This is a genomic window from Microbacterium sp. UBA7513 (assembly GCF_002478345.1).
GTDB lineage: Bacteria > Actinomycetota > Actinomycetes > Actinomycetales > Microbacteriaceae > Microbacterium.
In genome coordinates this window covers 97,302-118,915 of the sequence record NZ_DLNJ01000016.1, presented here as the reverse complement: position 1 = coordinate 118,915, position 21,614 = coordinate 97,302, and the positions used below count along the sequence as shown (strand labels likewise).

General features: G+C 69.5%; 22 protein-coding genes. 8 read left to right on the top strand and 14 right to left on the bottom strand.

All coding sequences use genetic code 11. The features are described from left to right. Window positions 1-61 precede the first annotated feature (61 nt). The 3 genes from B2W79_RS08965 to B2W79_RS08955 form a co-directional block, all read right to left on the bottom strand. The gene (locus B2W79_RS08965; protein WP_009379686.1) at window positions 62-244 is read right to left on the bottom strand and encodes a hypothetical protein; all 183 of its coding nucleotides are present in this window, start codon (window positions 242-244) and stop codon (window positions 62-64) included. Window positions 245-426: 182 nt separating this feature from the next. Next, window positions 427-1,242, bottom strand: a complete 816-nt coding sequence (locus tag B2W79_RS08960) for an ABC transporter ATP-binding protein (protein ID WP_131248208.1) — start codon at window positions 1,240-1,242, stop codon at window positions 427-429. Between the two features lie 193 nt (window positions 1,243-1,435). Continuing rightward, window positions 1,436-2,017 (bottom strand): dihydrofolate reductase family protein, encoded by a 582-nt coding sequence (locus tag B2W79_RS08955; RefSeq protein ID WP_131248209.1) that lies wholly within the window; start codon window positions 2,015-2,017, stop codon window positions 1,436-1,438. Between the two features lie 179 nt (window positions 2,018-2,196). On the opposite strand from B2W79_RS08955, the gene B2W79_RS08950 reads away from it, so the two are divergent. After that, the gene (locus tag B2W79_RS08950; protein ID WP_131248210.1) at window positions 2,197-3,141 is read left to right on the top strand and encodes an IclR family transcriptional regulator; all 945 of its coding nucleotides are present in this window, start codon (window positions 2,197-2,199) and stop codon (window positions 3,139-3,141) included. A 137-nt stretch (window positions 3,142-3,278) separates the two neighbouring features. On the opposite strand, the gene B2W79_RS08945 is transcribed toward B2W79_RS08950, so the two are convergent. Continuing rightward, entirely contained in the window at window positions 3,279-3,533 is a 255-nt protein-coding gene (locus tag B2W79_RS08945) for a glutaredoxin family protein (protein WP_063248736.1), read from the bottom strand. Window positions 3,534-3,748: 215 nt separating this feature from the next. Here B2W79_RS08945 and B2W79_RS08940 point away from each other — a divergent pair, with 215 nt between their 5' ends. Together B2W79_RS08940 and B2W79_RS08935 are read left to right on the top strand one after the other, a co-directional pair. Further along, entirely contained in the window at window positions 3,749-4,321 is a 573-nt protein-coding gene (locus B2W79_RS08940; protein WP_231882139.1) for a TetR/AcrR family transcriptional regulator, read from the top strand. Then, on the top strand, window positions 4,318-5,700 hold the full coding sequence (locus B2W79_RS08935) for an MFS transporter (protein ID WP_063248738.1): 1,383 nt from the start codon (window positions 4,318-4,320) through the stop codon (window positions 5,698-5,700). The genes B2W79_RS08940 and B2W79_RS08935 overlap by 4 nt, the downstream gene beginning before the upstream one ends. Window positions 5,701-5,853: 153 nt before the next feature. Here the strand turns inward: B2W79_RS08935 and purU are convergent, their stop codons facing one another. From purU to B2W79_RS08910, 5 genes are read right to left on the bottom strand one after another with little or no spacing between them, the layout of a single operon-like run. Beyond that, window positions 5,854-6,699, bottom strand: a complete 846-nt coding sequence (gene purU, locus B2W79_RS08930) for a formyltetrahydrofolate deformylase (RefSeq protein WP_009379701.1) — start codon at window positions 6,697-6,699, stop codon at window positions 5,854-5,856. Between the two features lie 2 nt (window positions 6,700-6,701). Further along, entirely contained in the window at window positions 6,702-7,439 is a 738-nt protein-coding gene (locus tag B2W79_RS08925; protein ID WP_313420311.1) for a sarcosine oxidase subunit gamma, read from the bottom strand. Window positions 7,440-7,449: 10 nt separating this feature from the next. Continuing rightward, window positions 7,450-10,374 (bottom strand): glycine cleavage T C-terminal barrel domain-containing protein, encoded by a 2,925-nt coding sequence (locus B2W79_RS08920; RefSeq protein WP_292788735.1) that lies wholly within the window; start codon window positions 10,372-10,374, stop codon window positions 7,450-7,452. Continuing rightward, entirely contained in the window at window positions 10,371-10,667 is a 297-nt protein-coding gene (locus B2W79_RS08915; RefSeq protein WP_009379706.1) for a sarcosine oxidase subunit delta, read from the bottom strand. The genes B2W79_RS08920 and B2W79_RS08915 overlap by 4 nt, the downstream gene beginning before the upstream one ends. Before the next feature lie 19 nt (window positions 10,668-10,686). Next, the gene (locus B2W79_RS08910; RefSeq protein ID WP_063248741.1) at window positions 10,687-11,904 is read right to left on the bottom strand and encodes a sarcosine oxidase subunit beta family protein; all 1,218 of its coding nucleotides are present in this window, start codon (window positions 11,902-11,904) and stop codon (window positions 10,687-10,689) included. Window positions 11,905-12,067: 163 nt separating this feature from the next. Between B2W79_RS08910 and B2W79_RS08905 the strand changes: the two genes are divergently transcribed. After that, entirely contained in the window at window positions 12,068-12,730 is a 663-nt protein-coding gene (locus tag B2W79_RS08905) for a GntR family transcriptional regulator (protein WP_292788816.1), read from the top strand. A 67-nt stretch (window positions 12,731-12,797) separates the two neighbouring features. Here the strand turns inward: B2W79_RS08905 and B2W79_RS08900 are convergent, their stop codons facing one another. Continuing rightward, window positions 12,798-13,376, bottom strand: a complete 579-nt coding sequence (locus B2W79_RS08900; protein WP_131248212.1) for a TetR family transcriptional regulator — start codon at window positions 13,374-13,376, stop codon at window positions 12,798-12,800. 84 nt (window positions 13,377-13,460) lie between these two features. Here B2W79_RS08900 and B2W79_RS08895 point away from each other — a divergent pair, with 84 nt between their 5' ends. After that, a complete protein-coding gene (locus tag B2W79_RS08895; RefSeq protein ID WP_063248742.1) occupies window positions 13,461-14,438 on the top strand; it encodes an alpha/beta hydrolase in 978 nt (325 codons plus the stop codon). A 195-nt stretch (window positions 14,439-14,633) separates the two neighbouring features. On the opposite strand, the gene B2W79_RS08890 is transcribed toward B2W79_RS08895, so the two are convergent. Genes B2W79_RS08890 through B2W79_RS08880 form a run of 3 tightly spaced genes read right to left on the bottom strand, consistent with a single transcriptional unit; the run spans window position 14,634 to window position 19,177 of the window. After that, on the bottom strand, window positions 14,634-17,426 hold the full coding sequence (locus B2W79_RS08890) for a cytochrome b/b6 domain-containing protein (protein ID WP_131248213.1): 2,793 nt from the start codon (window positions 17,424-17,426) through the stop codon (window positions 14,634-14,636). 1 nt (window position 17,427) lies between these two features. Continuing rightward, entirely contained in the window at window positions 17,428-18,399 is a 972-nt protein-coding gene (locus B2W79_RS08885) for an electron transfer flavoprotein subunit alpha/FixB family protein (protein WP_292788718.1), read from the bottom strand. Window position 18,400: 1 nt separating this feature from the next. Continuing rightward, complete coding sequence (locus B2W79_RS08880; RefSeq protein WP_071329143.1) at window positions 18,401-19,177, bottom strand: electron transfer flavoprotein subunit beta/FixA family protein; 777 nt, start codon at window positions 19,175-19,177, stop codon at window positions 18,401-18,403. A gap of 175 nt (window positions 19,178-19,352) precedes the next feature. On the opposite strand from B2W79_RS08880, the gene B2W79_RS08875 reads away from it, so the two are divergent. From B2W79_RS08875 to B2W79_RS08865, 3 genes are read left to right on the top strand one after another with little or no spacing between them, the layout of a single operon-like run. Continuing rightward, a complete protein-coding gene (locus B2W79_RS08875; protein WP_071329144.1) occupies window positions 19,353-19,889 on the top strand; it encodes a MarR family winged helix-turn-helix transcriptional regulator in 537 nt (178 codons plus the stop codon). Further along, window positions 19,889-20,359, top strand: coding sequence for an SRPBCC family protein (locus B2W79_RS08870; protein ID WP_292788715.1), 471 nt, complete (start codon window positions 19,889-19,891; stop codon window positions 20,357-20,359). Before B2W79_RS08875 ends, B2W79_RS08870 begins: the two co-directional genes overlap by 1 nt. After that, entirely contained in the window at window positions 20,356-20,799 is a 444-nt protein-coding gene (locus B2W79_RS08865) for a YdeI/OmpD-associated family protein (RefSeq protein WP_071329145.1), read from the top strand. Before B2W79_RS08870 ends, B2W79_RS08865 begins: the two co-directional genes overlap by 4 nt. Window positions 20,800-20,813: 14 nt before the next feature. On the opposite strand, the gene B2W79_RS08860 is transcribed toward B2W79_RS08865, so the two are convergent. Continuing rightward, on the bottom strand, window positions 20,814-21,590 hold the full coding sequence (locus tag B2W79_RS08860; protein WP_292788712.1) for an enoyl-CoA hydratase-related protein: 777 nt from the start codon (window positions 21,588-21,590) through the stop codon (window positions 20,814-20,816). Window positions 21,591-21,614 lie beyond the last annotated feature (24 nt).

Genomic DNA, 21,614 nt, shown 5'->3' with positions numbered 1-21,614 from the left:
GCCAACCGCAATGAGCCGACCCGCACTGCGGCGGTCGGGTCACCGCACTGAGGCGCTCGAGTCACTCCTCCTCGTCGGCGCGGGAGGCCGGGTCGAGCCCGTCCTTGCGCCGTTCGTCCTGCGAGCCCTGGTCGTCGACGTCGCCGTCGGTGTCGGCGAAGACCTCGTCGCGCATCTCCTGGCGGGCCTTGTCCTGCTCGAAGCGGTCCTCGCGCAGTTCGTCGTTGTCCTTGTGATGTCCCATCGGGTCCTCACTTCCCTCGACCGGCGGGCGACGCTCGCCCGTCCCCACAGTCTGCCCGTCTCTGGGCGTCCGCACCAGACCCTCTTGTCGGGGAATCACGACCCTGTGTCGGCGATCCCCGTGTCAGACAACGGCGGTGTCCCCGGCAGACCACGGCGGCGTCCGCTCGCCTGAAGGCGACTCTAGACCACGGCACTGCCCGCGGCCGGCATCGTCCGCACCGCTCGCGCCGACCAGCGACCGTCTGAATGGCCGACCGCGATCGGGTGCTCGAAGGCGGCGGAGACGGCCTCGGTGGTGAGCACCTCGGCGATCGGGCCGGCGGCGGTGAGCCGACCGCGGGAGATGAGCACGGCGTGCGAGGTCGTCTCGGGGATCTCCTCGAGGTGATGGGTGACGAGCAGCGTCGTCAGCTCCGGCGAGCTCACCGACAGGGCGTCGATGGTCTCGAGCAACTGCTCGCGGGCGGCGACGTCGAGGCCGGTCGTCGGTTCGTCGAAGAGGAGGAGTTCGGGCGCCGAGACGAGAGCGCGGGCGACGAGCGCGCGACCCCGCTCGCCCTGGGAGAGGATCCGCCACCCGGCGTCGGCCCGGGAGGCCAGACCCACCTCGGCGATCATCGCTTCGGCACGCGCGATCTCCTCGGGGTTCGCCTCCCACCGCAGAGGACGCTCGATCGTCCCGGTCACCCCGGTGAGGACGACGTCGCGGACGGTGAGGTTCGACCGCAGCGGATGCCGGGGATTGACGTGCCCGATGTGCCGTCGCAGGGCCGCGAGCTCGACCCTGCCCATCCGCCTGCCGAGGACGTCGACCGTGCCCGAGGTCGGGAACACCTGCGCCGAGGCGAAGCTGAGCAGCGTCGACTTCCCCGCTCCGTTCGGTCCGAGGAGGACCCAGTGTTCGCCGCGGTCGATCCGCAGGTCGATGCCGTGGAGGATCTGCGTCTGCCCGCGTCGGAACGTCACCTCGCTGAGGTCGAGGACCGCCTCACCCACGTCGTCTCCTTCGCATCGTCGGGATCGCCGCGACCCGGATGGGGCCGCGTTCGTCCGGGCAGTGGCACTCGGGACCGGACGATGCGAGTCTAGGACGGAACCGCGCCGAGGCGGCCGGACAGTGAGCAGGCAGAGTTCCACATCATGGATCGGACGGGGTCGGTCCCCCCGAGGTGGCCCCTGAGTCCCCGTGTCAGTGCAGGTGAGGACGGTAGATGAGTTCCTGTGTGCGCCCGTCGAGGGTGCGGGAGTAGAGGAGTTCGAGGTCGAAGTCCTCGGTCCCGTCAAAGATCGGTTCGGTGCCCGTGCGGCCGGTGAGCGCCGGGAAGATCGTCACCTGGAGGCGGTCGACGAGTCCGGCCGCCATGAGGGAGCGGTTCATCGACAGGCTCCCGTGCGAGCGCAGCGGGACATCGGACTGCTCTTTGAGCCGGGCGACGACGTCGACGGCATCGCCGCGCACGAGCGTGGCGTCCGGCCAGTCCAGGGGCTCCTCCAGCGTGTTCGAGATGACCGTCGTCGGCAGGTTCCGCATCTCCGTGACCCACGGGTCGAAGACGTCGTCGCCCTCGCCGGCTGACGCGACCATCGCCGCGAACGCCCGGTACGTGTTCGCGCCGAGAACGAGCCGCTGGTCGCCGGAGTACTCGCCGAGGCGCTCCTCGAGGAGTTCGGGTCCCTGCTTGCCCCAATAGCCGCCCCAGTCCGCGTCCTCGGTGACGCTCGCCCGCGAGTCGAGGCTGCTGAAGACATCGAACGTGTACGTGACGGTCATGGTTCCTCCCGAATCCGTCGTGCTTCGACAATAGTCCTCGAACCAGCGCAATGACAGGGAAACCTGAGACTGATCCGTCCCGGCTCGCCATGTGAACGACCTGTCACCGGGTCCGGACGAAAGGTTCCACATCATGGATTCCGCGCGGTGCGCTGAGGGCTGCGCGCGATAATCAGACCATGGGCAGCGGCGTGGACCCGGACGACCTGGGGCGGATGAGGATGCGCGGGAAGATCCTGCGCCGATCGGCGTCGTTCAACGTCGCCCACGCCGTCGATGATCTCGAGCCGGGCACCGGAGCGCAGAGCATCCAGCGGGCGCTGTCGCTGCTGGGCCTCGTCGGCCTCCTCGCCAGCGAACGCACGGGCGGCGCGGGCCTCTCCGAGATCGCGACGATCAGCGGGCGTCCGAAGGCGAGCGTCCACCGCATGCTCCAGGCTCTCATCGCGATGGGCTACGTCGAGCGCCTCGACGAGGGCGGGTACCGCCTCGGCGTGCAGTCGCAGATCCTCGGTCAGCTCGCGCAGAAGTCCGTCGACCCGCTCGTCATCGAATCGGAGTCGAGCCTGTTGCGCCTGGCCGAGATCACCCAGGACACGGCGTTCCTCACGCTGCGCACCGGCAGCTTTGCGATCTGCGCACGGCGCGAGGAGGGCTTCGGGGACATCTTCAACAACGCGCTCGCCGTCGGCGACCGGCATCCGCTGGGGATCGGAGCCGGCAGTCTCGCGATCATGGCGGAACTCTCCCCCGCCGAGGTGGACGCCCTGTTCGAGGCGAACGAGCAGATCCTCGCCGAGCGGTACCCGAAGGTCCGCATCGACCAGCTGCGCGACATCATCGACCAGGCCCGCATCGACGGCTTCGTCCACAATCCCGGGCTCTTCGCGCAGGGTTCGTGGGCAGTAGGCGTCGCGCTCAGGGTCCGTGGGGGCCGTCCCCGCGCGGCCCTGTCGATCGCGTCGATCGCCGACCGCGTCACCGGTCAGCGGGTCGAACACCTCGTCGCTTTGCTGCGCCGCGAGACGAAGATCATCGCCGAGGCGCTCGCCGCCGACGCGGAGCCTGCGAGCTCAGAAGCCTCCGCCGAGACAGACACTTCGCGCCGAGACCGACAGTTCTGAGTGTCGGTCTCGGCGCGAAGTGTCCGTCTCGATGCCTCTCCCGTGGTCGAAGGGACCACTGAGCGGCGAGCGCGCGCCTCCCAGCTTGCTCCCTCGCCATCAGGTGGTCCCCTCGGCGGGCGAGCGCAACGAGAGGGTCAGACGAAGGAAAGGTACCTGAGCTTAGCGAGCACCTCGGGGTTCGTCGGCTCGACCTGGTGGGAGCCATCAGGATAGACGACGACGGGGATGTTCGTCCGACCCGAGATCTCCTTGGCCTCGTCGGCCTTCTCCGGCTCGACGACGAGGTCGATGTAGTCGAAGTCGACGCCGAGTTCGATCAGCTGCTTCTTGGTGCGTCGGCAGTCGCCGCACCACTCTGCTCCGTACATCGTGATGGTCTTCTCGGACATGGTCGGCCTTTCGCTTGGGGCGCTCCAGCGCACGGTGTCGCCGAAGGATTCCGGCACTCATGCGAACCGTGCGCACGGGAGGACTATTCCGGCAGCGGGGCGCCTAGGGAGGAGGATCCGGTGCGAAACCGCGCCCGTTTTCGCACCGGATCCTCCTCCGGGAGCGCGCGGACGCAGCTCTTTGATAAGTAGTTACTAACTTCTAACTTAAAGACATGGCACAACGAATGAGCGGCGAGGAGCGCCGCAGACAGGTTCTCGGGATCGCCGCCGAGGAGTTCGCGGAGCACGGCCTGCACGGCGCGTCCACGGAGGCGATCGCGCGTTCGGCGGGCATCACCCAGGCCTACATCTTTCGTCTGTTCGGGACGAAGAAGGCGCTGTTCATCGAGCTCGTCACTTCGGCCTTCGAACGGACGAGCAGTGGGATGCTCACAGCGGGCTCAGGACGCACCGGGATCCGTTCGCTGGAGAGGATGGGAACCGAATATTACGACCTCCTTGCCGACCGGACCGCCCTGCTGCTGCAGCTGCAGGGACTGGCCGCATGCGGAGACGCCGAGGTGAAGGAAGCAGTGCGCGAACGGTTCGCCCGCATGTGGCAGGTCGTCTCGGAGACGACCTCGCTCGATCCGGTGACGGTCAAGACCTTCCTCGCATTCGGAATGCTCCTCAACGTCGGAGCAGCACTCGACCTGGAACAGATCGACGAGACGTGGGCTGGGGGAATGCGCACACGGATCCGTCCCGGCCTGTTCGCCCACATCAGCGACGAGACCAACCGGTGACAACGCGGGAATCCGACCTCAACGCCCGAGGTCTCGGCCGCGCCATCGTCGCCGTGGCACTGCTCGGCTCCGTGGTCGGAGGCGTCGGCGCCCCACTCATCACCGCAGTCGCACTCGATCTCGACATCGCACTCGACGAAGCACAGTGGACCCTGACCATCACTCTGTTCTCTGGGGCGGTCACAGCCCCGGTCCTCGGCCGACTGGGCGCCGGTTCGCAGCGACAGGAGACGATACTCGGCACCCTCGCCCTGGTCGCGCTCGGCGGCCTTCTCACCGCAGTGCCGGCGCCCTTCGGCGTGCTCGTTGCAGGACGGGGCCTGCAGGGACTCGGTCTCGGGGTGATTCCGCTGCTCATGAGCCTCGCCCGTGACACCTTGCCCGCCGACCGGGCGAGGAAGACCATCGCCACAGTATCGGTCGCGTCCACTGTCGGCATCGGAGTGGCCTATCCGCTGATGGGATTCATCAGCGAGGCCGCCGGACTCCGCGCGGCGTACGGCTGCGGCTTCCTGCTCTCGCTGACTGCGTTCATCGTCGCCTGGCGAGCGTTCCCCCGATCAGTCCCGACCGAAGGCACCCCTGTTGACGCCCTCGGCGCCGTTCTGCTCGGCCTCGGGGTCCTCGGCGTGCTGCTGACGGTGTCGCAACCCTCGGTCTGGAACCCTCTATGGGCCGGGGCCGCGATACTCCTCATCGCCTGCGCTGCGTTCGGCTGCTGGCTGCATGTTGAGCGTCGAAGCCAGGCGCCCTTGGTGGATCTCAGGCTCTTCTTCACCAGGAACATCCTGCTGGCAAATATTGCGATGTTCGGTTCAGCCATCGCCATGTACCTGCTGTTCTCTCTGCTCACCCGATTCGTGCAGACGCCCGTCCAAGCGGGATACGGCTTCGACCTGTCGAACACCGCTGCCGGTGCCGCTCTCATCCCGTTCTCAGTCCTCGGGTTCGCTGCCGGCAGACTGACACCGTGGCTGGTCGACAGACTCTCGGCAAAGCCGACGTTCATCGTCTACACCGCCTTCACCGCATCCACGGTCGTCGTCGTCCTGCTGCTCGATTCGCTCGCAGCCGTGCTTGCGGCGATGAGCGTGCTCGGTCTCGGCGTGGGCGGCATATCCGCCATCATGCCGCAGCTCGTCCTCACCGGCGTCCCGAAGTCAGAGACGGCAAGCGTCCTCTCGATCAACCAGATCGTCAGGGCCAGCGGTTTCAGCATCGGCAGCGCACTCGCGGGGCTCCTGCTCGTCGTGGCGACTGCCCCTGGGACACTCTTCCCAGCTCAGCTCGGGTATGTCACAGCCGCTCTCTGGGCCCTGCCGCTGCTCGCCCTCAGCGTCATCGCCGTCCTGCTCATCCCCAGAGAGGGGCGTGACTGAGCAGAATGCTCGCGCGTCGCGGCAGCACCTCAGCGATTCTCAGCCCCACGCGGACCGGCCGATCCCCAGCGAGGAGGATCCAGTGCGAAACCGAGCCCGATTTCGAACTGGATCCTCCTCCGGGAGCGCGAGCGCCGACGGCCGAACCCGCCCTCACCTCAGGACGACGGTCCGCTTCCCGTTGAGGAACACCCTGCCCTCGCAGTGCCACTTCACGGCGTTCGACAGCGCCTTGCATTCGGTGTCGCGGCCGGCGGCGACGAGGTCCTGCGGGCCGAAGGCGTGGTCGACCTCGGTGACGGCCTGCGCGATGATCGGCCCCTCGTCGAGCTCGCTGTTGACGAAGTGGGCGGTCGCCCCGACGGTCTTCACACCCCGCTCGTACGCCTGGTGGTAGGGCTTGGCGCCCTTGAACGAAGGGAGGAACGAGTGGTGGATGTTGATCGCCTTGCCCGTCAGCTCGCGTGCGAGGTCGTCGGAGAGCACCTGCATGTACCGGGCGAGGACGACGAGGTCGATCTCGAACCGGTCGACGAGGTCGAGGAGCTTGCCCTCGGCCTCGGGCTTCGTCTCCGGGGTGACCGGGATCCGGAAGAACGGCACGTGATGCCATTCGACGAGCTCCCGGTGGTCGGGATGGTTCGACACGACCGCGGCGATGTCGACGGGCAGCTCCCCGATGCGCGCCCGGAAGAGGAGGTCGTTGAGACAGTGCTCGAACTTCGAGACCATGACGAGCACGCGCCGCTTCTCCCCTTTCGGCCAGAGGTTCCACTTCGCGTCGAGGTCCGCGCCGAGCCTCTCGATCTCAGCCCGCAGGTCCTCGAGTGCCTCGGGTTCGAGCTCGAACTCGACCCGGAGGAAGAACCGCCTGCTCAGCGCGTCGTCGAACTGCTTGAGCTCCCTGATGTCGCCGCCGTGGTCGAGCAGCGCCCCCGTGAGCGAGTGGACGATGCCCCGACGTTCATCGCATTCGAGGGAGAGGACGTATTCCGGCATTGTCAGCCCTTCCGGTCGTTGTCTGCTGTGTGCGAGCCGCCGTCGCGCGCCGCGCCGCCGTGCCCCGCCGACCCGGCATCGTGCGCGTGCCCGACGACGTCGTCGAACGCGTCGATGCCCTCCCCGGTGAACTCGGCCATCCCGTCGATGAGCCAGCGGACCATGAAGTCCGCGAAGCTCGACCGCGGCAGGATCCGGAACTCCTCGCCGCCGGAGCGGTGGAGGATGACGGGGACGGGCCCGAGCTGCGTGACGATCGCCGTCCCCACCGGAAACGCTCGCGGGTGGAGGTCGGCCCGGCAGCTCTTCTCGAGCACCTCCCGGGCCTTCGACCCGGTGAGTTCGATAATCGTCCGGTTCGCCGAGAGTTCGACGACCTGCCCGGGCAGCCCCTCGAGCGCGGCCTCCGCCTCGTCGGTCTCCCCCGGCCGCTGCGGCCGGGAGACGTCGATGACGAGGAACTCGTCCGGACTCAGCCACACCGTGTGCCGGCCGTCGGCCTCCCCGGTCACCTCGCCGACGACCTCAGGCAGGGTGATCCCCAAGGCCGCTTCGATCGCCCTCGCCGAGGCGGTCCCCGGCTCCGCGCGCACCCCGATCTGCACGGCGAAGGGGCGCTCCCGCAGTCCCACGGCACCCCCGCCTCCCGCGCTGGCCTCAGCCATCGCCTCGGCGAGGTGGGCCGCCGGGGACACCCGCAGCTCCTCGAGCACGGTCGTGGACTCTTCCGTCTCAGCCATCGCGTCAGTCTCAGCCATCACGGCGCTTCCCTTCGGGATCGTAGAACACGGGTGAGGTGATCTCGACGTCGATCACCTGGTCACCGCACGGTGACTTGACGACCTCGCCGAGGCGGTTGCGGCCGTTCTCGACGAGCGCGAGCCCGAACGGCCGGTTCAGTGTCGGGGAGAGATAGGACGAGGTGACGTGCCCGATCATCGGCACCGGCCCGTCCTCCGGGGTGATCGGGGTGCCGGCCGCGACGAGCTGCGCCCCCTCGATGAGCCGGGTCTGCCCGTCGACGGGGAGGACCCCGACGAGGTGCTTGCGGTCCTCCCGGGCCGTGTCGAGGCGGGAGAACGAGCGCTTACCGATGAAGTCCTTGACCTTCGAGATGATCCATTCCATGCCCGCGTCGGCGGGAGTGACGGTGCCGTCGGTGTCCTGTCCGACGATGATGAACCCCTTCTCCGCGCGGAGCACGTGCATCGTCTCCGTCCCGTACGGGGTGATGTCGAACTCGGCTCCCGCCTCGGCGACCATCTCCCAGACGGCGAGTCCGTAGAAGGCTTCGACGTTGATCTCGAACGCGAGCTCCCCGGAGAACGAGATCCGGCAGATCCGCGCGGGGATTCCGTTCGCGAGCGTCGTGTGTCGGAACTCCATGAAGCCGAATGCCTCGGCGGACACATCAAGGTCGGGGGCGACCTTCGCGATGACCTCCCGCGACTTCGGGCCGGCGACGGCGACCGTCGCCCATTCCTCCGTCACCGAGGTGAAGACGACGTCGAGGTCGGGCCATTCCGTCTGGTGCCATTCCTCGAGCCATTCGAGGACCTTCGCGGCTCCGCCGGTCGTCGTCGTCATGTAGTAGCGATCCTCGGCGACCCGCAGGGTCACGCCGTCGTCGAAGATCATCCCGTCCGGGGTGCACATGAGACCGTAGCGGGCCTTGCCGACGCCGAGCTTGGAGAACCCGTTCGTGTAGATCCGTCCGAGGAACTTCCCGGCATCGGCACCGCGGATCTCGATCTTGCCGAGCGTCGACGCGTCCTGGAAGCCGACGGACTCCCGCACGGCTCGGCATTCGCGCAGCACCGCCGCATCCATGTCCTCCCCGGGCTGCGGGTAGTACCACGGCCGCTTCCACTGCCCGACGTCCTCGAACTCGGCGCCGTGGGCGACGTGCCACGGATGGATCGACGTCACCCGGGCGGGGTCGAAGAGCTCCCCTTTCCGCCGCCCGGCGAGTGCGGCGAAGGCGATCGGGGTGAACGGCGCCCGGAAGGTCGTGTGCCCGACCTCGCCGAGGTCGTCCTCCCCGAGGACGGCGGCGATCGTCCCGATCGTGTTGACCGCGCTCGTCTTGCCCTGGTCGGCGGCCGTCGAGATCGACGTGTAGCGCTTGATGTGCTCGACCGAGCGCATGCCCGCGTTCATCGCCCGGAGGATGTCGGCGACGGTCTGGTCGCGTTGGAGGTCGACGAAATGCGTGGTCAGGGCTCCGGGATCGTCGTTGACCGAGGTGACGACCCAGAGCGGGCGCTGGGCTGCGTCCGTGATCTCCTCGGGCGTCGTCGGCACCGTGAGCTCGGCGTCGAATCCGGCCCGCTCGGCTGCCTCACTCCCGGCTTCCGCTCCCTGCCGCAGCGCCGCGGCCAGCGCATACTCCCCGGTCATCGCGCCGACCGTGAACTGGTCGCGGACCGGTCCGGCAGGCACGAATGCGGCGATGTCCGCATCCCACTCGATGGGTCCGCGGCGCTGCCCGTGGAGCTGGATGACGGGCGAGAACCCGCCGGAGACGGCGAGGAGGTCGACGGCGATGTCCTCCCCCGCCGAGGCGGCCACCCCGTCCTCATCGAGGGAGGCGACCGTGATCCCGGAGACCCGTCCCCCCGGGCCCTCCCCGGCCGTGCCGGTGACGGCGGAGCCGAGGATGAGCCGCACCCCGGTATCGGAGGCGACTTGAGACGCCCTCGCCGAGGCGGTCGGGCGGGAGTCGACGACCGCGGCGACGTCGATGCCGGCAGCGACGAGATCAGCGACGAGCGCATAGGCGGAGTCATTCGTCGTCGCGATCGCGACCCGCTCACCGGCGAGAACGCCGTACCGGCCGAGGTAGGTCCGCACGGCGGAGGCGAGCATGATGCCGGGACGGTCGTTGTCGGCGAAGACGATGGGACGCTCATGCGCACCGGTGGCGAGGACGACCTGCCCGGCCCGGATGTGCCACACCCGCTGCCTCGGTCCCGCCTCGGCGCCGGTCCGGTCCTCTACGGCGACGAAGTAGTTCGAGTCGTAGCTGCCGAAGACGGTCGTGCGCGGGGCGTACGTGAACTCCTCGGCGGCGGCCGCCCCGGCGAGCGTCGTCTCGATCCACTCCGGGGCCAGGATCCCGTCGATGACGGCATGCGGATCGGAGAGCAGGGACCCGCCGGGGATGACGCCGTCGTCGAGGAGGAGGACGCGGGCCCCGGACTGTGCGGCCTGCCGGGCGGCGGCGAGCCCGGCGGGACCGGCGCCGACGACGAGGACGTCGGTGTGGGTGTGCCGGTGCTCGTAGGTGGCGTCGTCGCGGCCGGGGTCGAGGATGCCGAGGCCCGAGAGGTACTCGGCGGTCAGGCCCTCGCGGATGAGGACCCGGGTGGCCTGGAGCATCGACTCGGTCACCTCGGCGGCATCAGGGGCATGGACGCGGACGAGGGCGTTGGGCTCCTCGACTCCGGCGGCCAGAATCCCCCGTGGCCGGTCGAGGTAGGTCGACGGTCCGCAGTCGAGGCGTCCGGCGGCGATGAGGGCGCTCGCGATCGTGTCCCCGGCGAACCCCGAGTAGGCGACGCCGTCGACGGTGAAGCCGATCGGTCGGCTGCGGTCGATGCCGGTCGCGGTCTCGAGCCGATCTGCCTCAGGGCGCAGGGTCGCATCGGTCCGGTGCGAGTCGGTCGTCGTCATCGTCCTGTCGCTCCTTCGAAGGTCGCGGGCCGGGGCTGGCCCATCGGGTAGACCCCGGCGAAGTCGTAGGTCACGGTGTCGCGCACGGCGTTGAACCACTTCCGGCAGCCGAGGCTGTGGCACCAGCGTTCGGCGAAGAGCCCGCGGTCGTTGTCGCGATAGAAGAGGTACTCGGCCCATTCGCGGTCGGTGAGCGCGTACGGATCCTCGGGGTAGGGCACATGCGCCTGGCCTCCGTAGGTGAATTCGGATTCGTCGCGGGATCCGCAGTTCGGGCAGATGATGAGCAGCATGGCGGTCCTCTCTGGTCGGTCAGTGGGCGACGGCGGCCGCGCCGTGCTCGTCGATGAGGTGGCCGGTCTCGAAGCGTTCGAGCGCGAAGGGCGCGTTGAGCGGGTGCGGTTCGTCGGTGGCGATCGTGTGCGCGTACGTGAATCCCGCACCGGGGGTGCCCTTGAAGCCGCCGGTGCCCCACCCGCAGTTGACGTAGAGTCCCTGGACTTCCGTCTTCGACACGATCGGGGAGGCGTCGAGGGTGACGTCGACGATGCCGCCCCAGGTCCGCAGGACGTGGGCGCGGGCGAAGATCGGGAAGAGCTCGACCGCGGCGGCGAGCTGCTCCTCGATGATGTGGAAGCCCCCGCGCTGCCCGTAGCCGTTGTACGAGTCGACGCCGGCGCCCATGACGAGTTCGCCCTTGTGCGCCTGGGAGACGTAGACGTGGACGTGGTTGGACATGACGACGGTCGGGTGGACGGGTTCGAAGAGCTCGGAGACGAGCGCCTGGAGCGGGTGGGACTGGATGGGCACGCGGATGCCCGCCATGTCCGCCACCACCGAGGTGTGCCCGGCGACGGCGACCGCGACCTTCTCCGTGGCGATCCGTCCGAGGGTCGTCTCGACTCCGGTGACCTGGTCGCCGTCGCGGTGGATGTCGGTGACCTCGCAGTTCTGGATGATGTCGACGCCCATCTCGTCGGCCTTCCGGGCGAACGCCCATGCGACGTGGTCGTGCTTGGCGATGCCGGCCCGCGGCTGGAAGGTCGCGCCCATGACGGGGTAGCGGAGGTCGTCGCCGATGTTGATGATCGGGCAGACCTCCTTGACCTGCTGCGGATCGAGCCATTCGGCGTCGACGCCGTTGAGGACATTGGCGTTGACCCGCCTGCGCGATTCCCGGACGTCGCCGAGGGTGTGGGCTAAGTTGAGGACACCGCGCTGGGAGAAGAGGAAGTCGTAGTCGAGCTCCTCGGGCAGCTGCTCCCAGAGCTTCAGCGAATGCTCGTAGATCGCCGCCGACTCGTCCCAGAGGTAGTTCGAGCGGATGATCGTCGTGTTCCGGGCCATGTTGCCACCGGCCAGCCACCCGCGTTCGAGGATCGCGATGTCCGTCATCCCATGGTTCTTCGCCAGGTAGTAGGCGGTCGCGAGTCCGTGTCCGCCGCCGCCGATGATGACGGCTTCGTAGGACTTCTTCGGCTCCGGGTTGCGCCAGAGGAAGTCTGGATGTTCGGGAAGCTGCTCAGCCATGCGATCTCCCTCGATCGTTAATCGTCAACTAATATATCAGCTGTGTTCCTGTAGTCTAGGCCCAGATTCCCGGCGCTGGCAATGGGTTCGCGCGAAGCGATTTCCGAGCGGGCAGGAACGTCCCGGAATTCCGCTGGGACGCATGACGAGGACGGAGGGCGAGATGACATCGGTGACGGACACCTCGGCGAGCAGCACCTCGCTGGCCGACCGCGCGTACGAGGCGCTGCGGCACCGGCTCATCATGCTCGACATCGCCCCCGGCGACGTCATCAACGAGGCGGCGCTGAGCGCGGAGCTCGGGGTCGGGAGGACGCCGATCCGGGAGGCCCTCAAACGGCTCGAGGGTGCGCACCTCGTCGTCTCGTTCCCCAGGCGCGGGACGTTCGCCTCCAACGTCGACATCACCGACCTCGCGGCGATCACGGAGATGCGTGAGGCGCTCGAGCCGATCGCGGCCCGGCGCGCGGCGCGGAACATCGGCCCCGAGCTGCGGGAGGAGTTCACGGCGACGATCGCCGAGCTCAGCTCTCTCGAGGCGGGGATGGACGCCCGCCTGCTCGTCGAACGCGACCTCGAGGTCCACCGGCTCATCTACGGCGCGGTCGACAACCTCCACCTGCAGGAGACGCTCGTGCGCCTCGACGACCTCGCGACGCGGATCTGGTGCCTCGTGCTCCCGAAGATCCCCGACCTCCTCGGCCACATCCGCGAACACATCGCTCTGCTCGAGGGCATCCTCGCCGGTGGCGAGGATGCGGTGGGCCGGGTGGCCGGTGAGCATGTCCGCGAGTTCGAGGCGACCGTCCGCATGGCACTGGCGTAGCCGCACCGCGTCACCGACACCGCCGCGCCACCTCGACCGGGGGGCGCCTGCCCCCTGCTCGCGCGGATCACAGCCCCGAGGCGAACTCCCTCATCGCACGGTCGAGATCCTCGCCGATGCCCTCGGCTCCCCGTGCGCGTGACTCGCGCATCGCGATCGTCAGCGCCGCCCCGCACGCCCTGCCGATGACCTGGGCACGGAAGGGCTCGACGCCGCGCTTGCCGAGGACGGCGGCGACCGCCTCGGCGAGGATGTCGACCTTCGCGATGAACGCCGCCCGCAGTGACGGGGTGGAGTCGATGACCTCGTCGAGGGCGAAGCTGTCGGCCCGCCGGTCGGGGTCGGCGTAGTGGTCGACGATCCCCGACATCGACGCGCGCACGGACGTCCACGGATCCTCGTCACCGGGGCGGGCGAGGAGCCGGGCGATCATGTCCTCCCCCATCCCCACCCACTTGCCCGAGATGACGTCCTCCTTGGACGGGAAGTAGCGGAAGAACGTCCGCCGCGACATCCCCGACGCCGCGGCGAGATCGTCGACGGTGGTCTCGGAATAGCCCCTCTCGCGGAACAGCCTCAGGGCGATCGCGGTGATCTCGGCCTGCATGAGGCGGCGCTTGCGCTCACGGAGGTTCGGGGTGCTCATCTGAGCATTGTAGGCGAAGGACAATGATGGCACTGAGTGTCATTCCTGACTTATAGTGTTCCTGTGACTGCGCGAGGAGGATCCATGACAGCACCGCTCTACCGCGACCAGCAGGCCTGGCAGGATCTCCAGGAGTTTCTGCCGGAACGACTGCGGCTCGACGAATCGACGGCTCCGCAGGAGGAGATCTGGCGCTGGCGCGGCCACCGCATCCATCTCGACCGCTATACGCAGCCGGAGGCTTCGGCACGTGTCGTCCTCCATCACGGGGTCGGGACGAACGGGCGCCAGATGTCGCTCATCCTCGGCGCTCCTCTCGCCCGCCGCGGGTATGACGTCGTCTCCCTCGACAATCTCGGCTTCGGAATGACCGAGATGAGGTCCGGGTTCACGCCGTCGTACTCCGACTGGGTCGAACTCGTCGTCGACTTCCTCAGCGCCGAGCAGGCGAGGGATCCGAAGCCGACCGTCCTCTACGGACTCTCCGCCGGGGGCATGCTCGCCTTTCACGTCGCGGCGACAGCCCTCGCGGGCGTCCTCCATGGAATCGTCGGCATGACCTTCCTCGACCAGCGCTGCCCGGAGGTCCTCGAGCGCACGGCGCGCAGCCGTGCCACCGCACGCGTCGGCGCACCGATCATGGCGGCGCTCGCGAGGACCCCGCTCGGGCGTCTGCGCTATCCGATGCGCCTGGCCTCGAAGATGTCGGCACTTGCCAACGACCGCGGGGCGATGGAGGTCCTCCTCGGCGACCCCACCTCGGCGGGGAATGCGATGCCGCTGAGATTCCTCGCGGACTATCTCGCCTACGCCCCTGCGATCGAACCGGCGCGCTTCCGCGCCTGCCCGGTCCTGCTCACCCAGCCGGCTGCAGACCGGTGGTCGCCGCGCGAGCTCTCCGACCCGGTCGTCTCCCGCCTCGACCCCGCACTGTTCGAGGAGGTGAGCCTGCAGGGAGCAGGCCACCTCCCGCTCGAGGACCCGGGCCTGCGTCAGCTCGAGCTCGCCGTCGCCGAGTTCGTCGACCGGGTGACGAACTGGACCAGGACGCCCGCGCGGTGAGCGCCGGGCATCGTCGCTGAGCGCGAGGGCACGCAACGCACGGCCGCAGCTGCAGCCTCCCGAGCCATCCGATCGCAGACGATCCCAGCCTGCGCGACTCAAGACTGGGCAACCTGCGCGAATCAAAACGGCCCGACCGCAGCCTGAGAGGGCTGCGATCGGGCCGTGTGCTGTCCGCTGCTGACGGAGCCGGGGCTACCTGCTCGAGACGCGCCCGAAGAGGTTGGCGATCGGGGCGAGCAGCAGCGGCCTCGCCGCGAACCAGCCCGCTACGACGACGACCATCGCCACGATGAACCAGATGACTCCCGCCCAGCCGAGAACGTTCGTCCCGGCGAACATGTAGCCGAGGTTCTGCCGCAGTCCGGTCGCGAAGACGAGGAACACGTGGACGGCGATGAAGAACACGAAGAAGAGCATCGTCGGGAAGTGGATCGCCCGCGCCAGCGGCGCCGGGTAGATCTTGTTCAGCGTCGCCGCGTCCTTCGGCCACCACTCGCTCATCCGCACACCGGTGATCGCAGCCAGGGGGGCGGCGATGAAGACGACGATGAAGTACATGAGCTGCTGGAGCGCGTTGTAGTTGACCCACGCGTCCTCCATCGGCCACTCGAGCGTCGCGTACTGAAGCATCGCCGACAGCGCGTTCGGGAAGACCTCCCAGCTCGTGGGCACGATCCTCGCCCAGTGCCCGGAGGCGAAGAGGAGGACGACGAAGACGACGCCGTTGATCAGCCACAGCACATCGAGGCTGGTGTGCAGCCACAGGTTGATGCTGATCTTCTTCCCGCCCTTCTTCGGCGTGTAGAACGCCGGCGGCTTCTGCTGGTGGCGCACCTGCAGACCCGTGCGGATGATGAGAACCATGAAGAAGAGGTTGAGGAAGTGCGTCCACCGCGCCCATGCCGGGAATCCCGGCTCGACGAAGTCGGGCAGGTGGTACTCGCCCGGGTAGCGCTCGAGGAACTCGGGCACACCGGGCAGGGTCGTGACGCCGCGCGCGGCGAGGATGAGGATTCCGCCGACGACGATGAGTCCGCCGAGGCCGAGGCTCACGAGCTTGCCCCACTGGCCGAGCGACTTCGACCCGATCATGATCGGTTCGCGTGCCGGCTGGGCCTTCGCCTTCTCGGCTGTCTTCGGCTTCTCCGCCGTCTTGGTCGAGGCCGTCGATGCCTTCGCCGTCGTTCCCGCCGAGGCGGCCGATGCCTTCGCGGGTTCCGTCGGCTTCGCGTCGGTCTGCTTCGCCGAGGCGGTCCCGGCCGAGGTCGCCGCCGCAGGCTTCTGCGCAGCGGGCTTCTCGGCCGGCTTCGAAGCCGGGCCTGCAGTCTTCGGCAGACCGGTACGGGCTGCGGGCTTGGCACCGGGCTTGCCCGTGTCCGGTCCGGTCGACTTCGGCAGCCCCGTCCGGGTCTTCGGCAGACCCGAGCGTGCCGCCGGCTTCGCGGCCGTGCCAGCGGCGGCCGCGTCCTTGTCTGCTGCTGCTTCCGTGCCTGCGGCATCGTCGGCCGTCGCCGAGGCGGCGGCAGACCCGGCGGCGGTTCCCGCCGCAGCGGTGTCGGTTGCGGAGGTGTCGGCTGTCGCAGCTTCGCTCGAGGCAGCGGGCGCCTGCTCGGCGGCAGGCTCTGCAACAGGGGCGGTCGGTGCTGCAGCCGTCGAGGCAGCGGCGGTGACCGGGGCGAAGCCTTCGGGCGGCCAGGGGTCGCCGCCGGAGGTGCGCGGCAGTCCGCGGCGCAGGGGAACGTCGCTGAGTTCAGAGGCGCCGGCGGGCCGGTTTGCCGCTGCGACCGCGCCAGCGCCCGCTGTGACAGCACTGCCCGCAGCAGGTGCCGCGCTCGTCTCAGCGGCGGGAGTCGTCTCGGGCTCCGCTGCCGAGTCAGCAGCCGGCGTAGACGCGCCAGCGGCTGCCGCCGGGGCGCCCGACTCTGCGGGAGCACCGGTCTCGGCCGACGCACCGTCTGCCGAAGTGGACGGTGACTGTGCGCCGAGGCTCTTCACACCGGCCGGAGCGAATCCTTCCGGCGGCCACGGGTCGCCGCCCGACTGCCGGGGAAGTCCGCGGCGCAGCGGCACCGAGGCGTCCTCGCCCGCAGCTCCCCCACTCGAGGCGGCAGCGATCCCCGCTCCGGCGACGCCGGCACCGGCGGCCACTCCCGCAGCAGCACCGGCAGTCGGCTGTGTCGCGTCGGCCGCGACAACGTCGCTCGGCGCCTCTTCATCCTGTGCAACCCCATCGGCCTGCGCGCTATCGACATCGCTCGCACTCGACACGACCTCGGATTCGGAGACAGCGACCTGCTCCGACGAAACTGGCTCTGACGAGACCTGCTCCGACGCTTCCGCTGCGGACACGCCCGGCTCAGGCGCGGCCGTGGGCGCACCATCGGCCGCAGGCTGCGCCGAGCCAGCGGCGGGACTGCCGGCCGAGGACCTCGCGCGGACGGAGGCAACGCCCTCGGGCGGCCACGAATCTCCTCCGCTCACGCGCGGCAGACCGCGTCGCAGCGGAACGTCGATGACTTCGGTGGCGACGGCTGCCGCCGCCACCCCTCCTCCAACTGCCGCACCGGAATCTTCGGCGCCGAACTCATCGGCTCCGCGATCCTCGATCCCGAGGCCCGAACCACCGAGATCCTCAGCACCGGGTTCAGCGGCACCGTGATCGTCGGCACCGACGGCCGACACGTCGCCGGGGCCGGCCTCAGGGACCGACGAACCGGCATCGTCCGAGGTCACCGGGGCACCCACCTCGGCGGCACCGGATTCGATGACATCCGCCTCGGCGGGCTCAGTCGAAACTGCCTCAGCGGCACCGGACTCAGTCGCACCGGACTCGGTCAAACCGGGCTCAGCGGCACCACCCTCGGCGCTCACCCATTCGCGGGACTCCCATTCGACGGCCTGACCGACGGTCCCCTCCGGGGGCCACGGATCGCCGCCGGAGACCCGGGGCAGGCCGGCACGCAGCGTGGTGGAGAAGGTGGACATATCAGGACTGTTTCGCTTTCAAGGTCTCGACGGCCTGGGGCACGACCTTGAACAGGTCACCGACGACGCCGTAGTCGGCGATGTCGAAGATCGGCGCCTCGCCGTCCTTGTTCACCGCGACGATCGTCTTCGAGGTCTGCATACCCGCCTTGTGCTGGATCGCACCCGAGATGCCGAGCGCGACGTAGAGCTGCGGCGACACCGAGACGCCGGTCTGCCCGACCTGGTGGGACTGCGGGATGTAGCCCGCGTCGACGGCGGCCCGCGAGGCGCCGACCGCGGCCCCGAGGGCGTCGGCGAGCTCCTCCACGAGCACGAACTTCTCCTTCGAGGCGAGACCGCGGCCGCCCGACACGACGCGGGTCGCTCCGCGCAGCTCGGGCCGGGACGAGGTGGCCTCGACCGTCTCGATGGGGCCCGCCGTCGCGGCGACCGCTCCGGACGGAGTGACCGCGAGCTGTTCGACCTGCGGAGAGGCGACCGCCTCGGCCCTGGCCTCCACCGCACCCTGACGCACCGTGACGACGAGCGTGCCGTACGTCGCGGCCGCGTCGACGAGGTACGCCCCGCCGTAGACCGAGTGGTGGGCGACGATGCCTTCGTCGTCGCGGGAGACCCCGACCGCATCGACGGCGAGAGCGCTCTTCGTCCGCACCGCGAACCGCCCGGCGACATCGCGTCCGGAGATCGAGTTCGAGATGAGAACGGCCGCGGGCTGCACCTGCGCGGCGGCGGCCTGCAACGCGTCGACGATCGGGACCGTCAGCGCGGACGGGTCGCCGTCGGCCGTGAGCACGACTGCGGCTCCGGCCTCCGCTGCGCTGGCGACCGCGGCTTCGGTACCGCCGACGATCACCGCGACCGGTGTGCCGATGCCCGCCGCCGCGCCGAGGAGTCCGGCGGCACTGCTGGCGAGCTCGCCGGACGGGTCGACGTCGAGGAGCACGAGGATCGGGTTCTCGGGGTACGCCATGTCACACCAGCCTGTTCTGCACGAGGAACTCGACGAGCTTCTCCGCGGCATCGCCCTCGTCGGTGATCTTGACCCCGGCGGCCCGCGGGGGCTTCTCCGAGACCGCGGTCATGATGGTCCGCGGAGCCGCCGCCGGGTCGGCCGACACGTCGAGGTCGGCGAGGGACAGCACCTCCAGCGGCTTCTTCTTCGCCGCCATGATGCCCTTGAAGTTCGGGAACCGGGCGTCCGGGAGTGCCTCGGTGATGGAGATCACGGCGGGCAGCGGCGCGGTCACCTGCTGGCTGCCCGCGTCGGCGCCGCGGGTGCCGGAGACGCCATCGGCGGTGATCTCGACCGCGGTGAGGGCGGTGGCCTGCGCCCAGCCGAGGTGTTCGGCGAGCATGGCCGGGAGGACGCCGCCGGCGCCGTCGGTGGACAGGTTGCCGGTGATGACGAGGTCGGGGGCGCCGCGGCGGATCGCGGCGGCGAGGACCTCGGCGGTGAGGCCCAGGTCGGCGCCGACGAGCTGCTCGTCGACGACGTGCACGGCTGACGCGGCACCGATCGCGAGGGCGCGTCGCACGGAGGCGGTCGCGCTCTCCGGCGCCATCGTGAGGGCCACGACCTCGGTGCCCTCGTTCTTGTCGGCGTGGGCCAGGGCGACCTCGAGGGCCCGCTCCGTGATCTCGTCGAGGACCACATCCCCGGCGCCGCGTTCGGCGAGTCCGGTCTCGAGATTCAACGTGCGATCGCCATAGGTGTCCGGCACCTCTTTGACCAGGACGAAGATCTTCATCGAATGCTCCTCACGACACGCTGAGTCTATCCGCACGCTCTTCTATGTAGCCAAAGGCGGAGGGATCCGCAGGCCGCACCCCCGATTTCCGCCACGAATGTATACATAGTCGACAGTCGCGCCCCACGGCTCGCCGCTGGCGACCGGGGGCGGCCTCCCCCGGTACCGTAGAGACGTGGTCCGACCCCGCCCGCTTCCCGTCGACCCGCTCGCCGAGGCGAAGCGGCAGTGGATCGCGCACGGCTGGACCGAGGCCGCGGACGGCATGACCGTCGTCACCTCGGTCATGCGCGCTCAACAGCTGCTCCTGGCCCGTGTCGACGCGGCCCTCAAGCCCTTCGCGCTGAGCTTCGCCCGCTACGAGGTCCTCCGCCTGCTGGCCTTCAGCCGCGCCGGACGCCTGCCGTTGTCGAGCGTCGTCGCGCGCCTGCAGGTCCACGCCACCACCATCACGAGCACCGCCGAGCGGCTCATGCGCGACGGCCTCGTCATCCGCGAACCGCACCCGCACGACGGGCGCGCGGCGATGCTCGCCCTGACCGACGACGGCCGCGACCTCGTCGAGCGGGCGACGACCGCCCTCAACGCCGACGTCTTCGCCGACCCCGGCATGAGCGAAGCCGACGCCGCCGAGCTCGTCGCCATCGTCGCCCGCCTGCGCCGCGACGCCGGCGACTTCATCGACCCGCGCCCCCTCCCCGAACCGCTCTGATGCCGCGGTTCGTGCTCGAGACCGTGATCGCGGCACCCCGCCCTGCCGTCTTCGCCGCGGCGCTGGACCCGGAGCTGCATCTGCAGTCGATGGCGCGCTACGACGAGACGATGATCGAGGAGCCCGCGGGCGGTGCGTTCACCGAGGGGTCCACGGTCACCTGGCGCGCGCGGCACTTCGGCATCCCGTTCCGCCTGCGTTCCGTGGTGTTCGACATCGACGCGCCGCATCGGTTCACGGACCGGCAGATCGCCGGGCCGTTCCGCGAGCTCCGACACGAGCATGTGTTCGAGGAGCACCCGCTCGGCACCCTCATGCGCGACACGATCGAGTTCCGCTCGCCCTTCGGACCCCTCGGCCGCCTCGTCGACGCCCTCGTGCTCGGCCGGTACATGGAGCGGCTGATCGCCGAACGCAACTCCGCGCTCGTCGCCGCGATCGAGGATGGCGGGCGTACTCTTCCTGCATGAGCGAACTGCGCGTGCACACCGTCCTCACCGGTCGCGGCCCCGCCGCGGCGATCCTCCTCACCGACGAGCAGGTGGCCTCCTTCGGCGCGGGCAAGGCCTTCCCGGTCGCGGTCACGATCGGCGGCCGCACCGCGCGCCTGCGCCTGGCCCGGATGGGAGGCGAGAACATGATCGGTCTCAGCAAGGCCGCCCGCGCAGACCTCGGGGTGGAGATCGATCAGGAGGTCGATGCCGTGATCCGGCTCGACACCGCGGAACGCACGGTCGACGTCCCGGCCGCACTGGCCGCCGCCCTCGATGCCGACCCCGCGGTGCGCGCGGCCTTCGATGCCCTCTCACCCTCGGCGCGCAAGGAGCACGCCCGAGCGGTCGCCGAGGCCAAGCAGGAGGCGACGCGCGAGCGCCGGATCGCGAAGATCGTGGAGTCCCTGCGCGGCTGACCTGTGCCCCGCCGTCAGCGGTTCTGGAAGTCCGGCGTGCGCTTCTCGCGGAAGGCCGCCATCCCCTCCTTCTGGTCGTGCGTGTCGAACAGTGCCGCGAACGCCTGCTTCTCGTGGGCGAGGCCTGCGGACAACGTCGTCTCCATCGCCGCATCGAGCGCGGCCTTGGCGGCGTAGACCGACGGGAGCGACTTCGACGCGATCGTCTCGGCCAGCGTCGTCGCCTCGGCCAGGAGATCCGCCGCGGGGACGACACGGGACACGAGTCCGGCGCGCTCCGCCTCCTCGGCGCCCATGAAGCGCCCGGACAGCACGAGCTCCGCCGCCTTGTAGTACCCGACCGCGCGGATGAGCCGCTGTGTTCCGCCCATGCCCGGGATCACCCCGAGGTTGATCTCGGGCTGCCCGAACTTCGCGGTGTCCGCAGCGAGGATAATGTCGCACATCATCGCCAGCTCGCAGCCGCCGCCGAGCGCGAACCCGGAGACCGCCGCGATGACCGGCGTGCGCACGGCCGCGAAGTCGTGCCAGACGCCGAAGTGGTCCGTCTCGAGCATCTCCCCCGCGGACATGCCCTCCATCTCCTTGATGTCGGCGCCGGCCGCGAAGGCCTTCTCGGAGCCGGTCACGACGATGGCCCCGACGCCGTCATCCGCATCGAAGGCCTGCGCGGCCGCGCTGACCTCCTCGGCGAGCCGGCTGTTCAGCGCGTTGAGCGCCGCGGGACGGTGGAGGGTGATCCAGCCCACGCGTCCGCGCTGCTCCACCAGGATCGTCTCGTACTCGGTCATCGCTCCCGCCTTCCTGTCGTTATC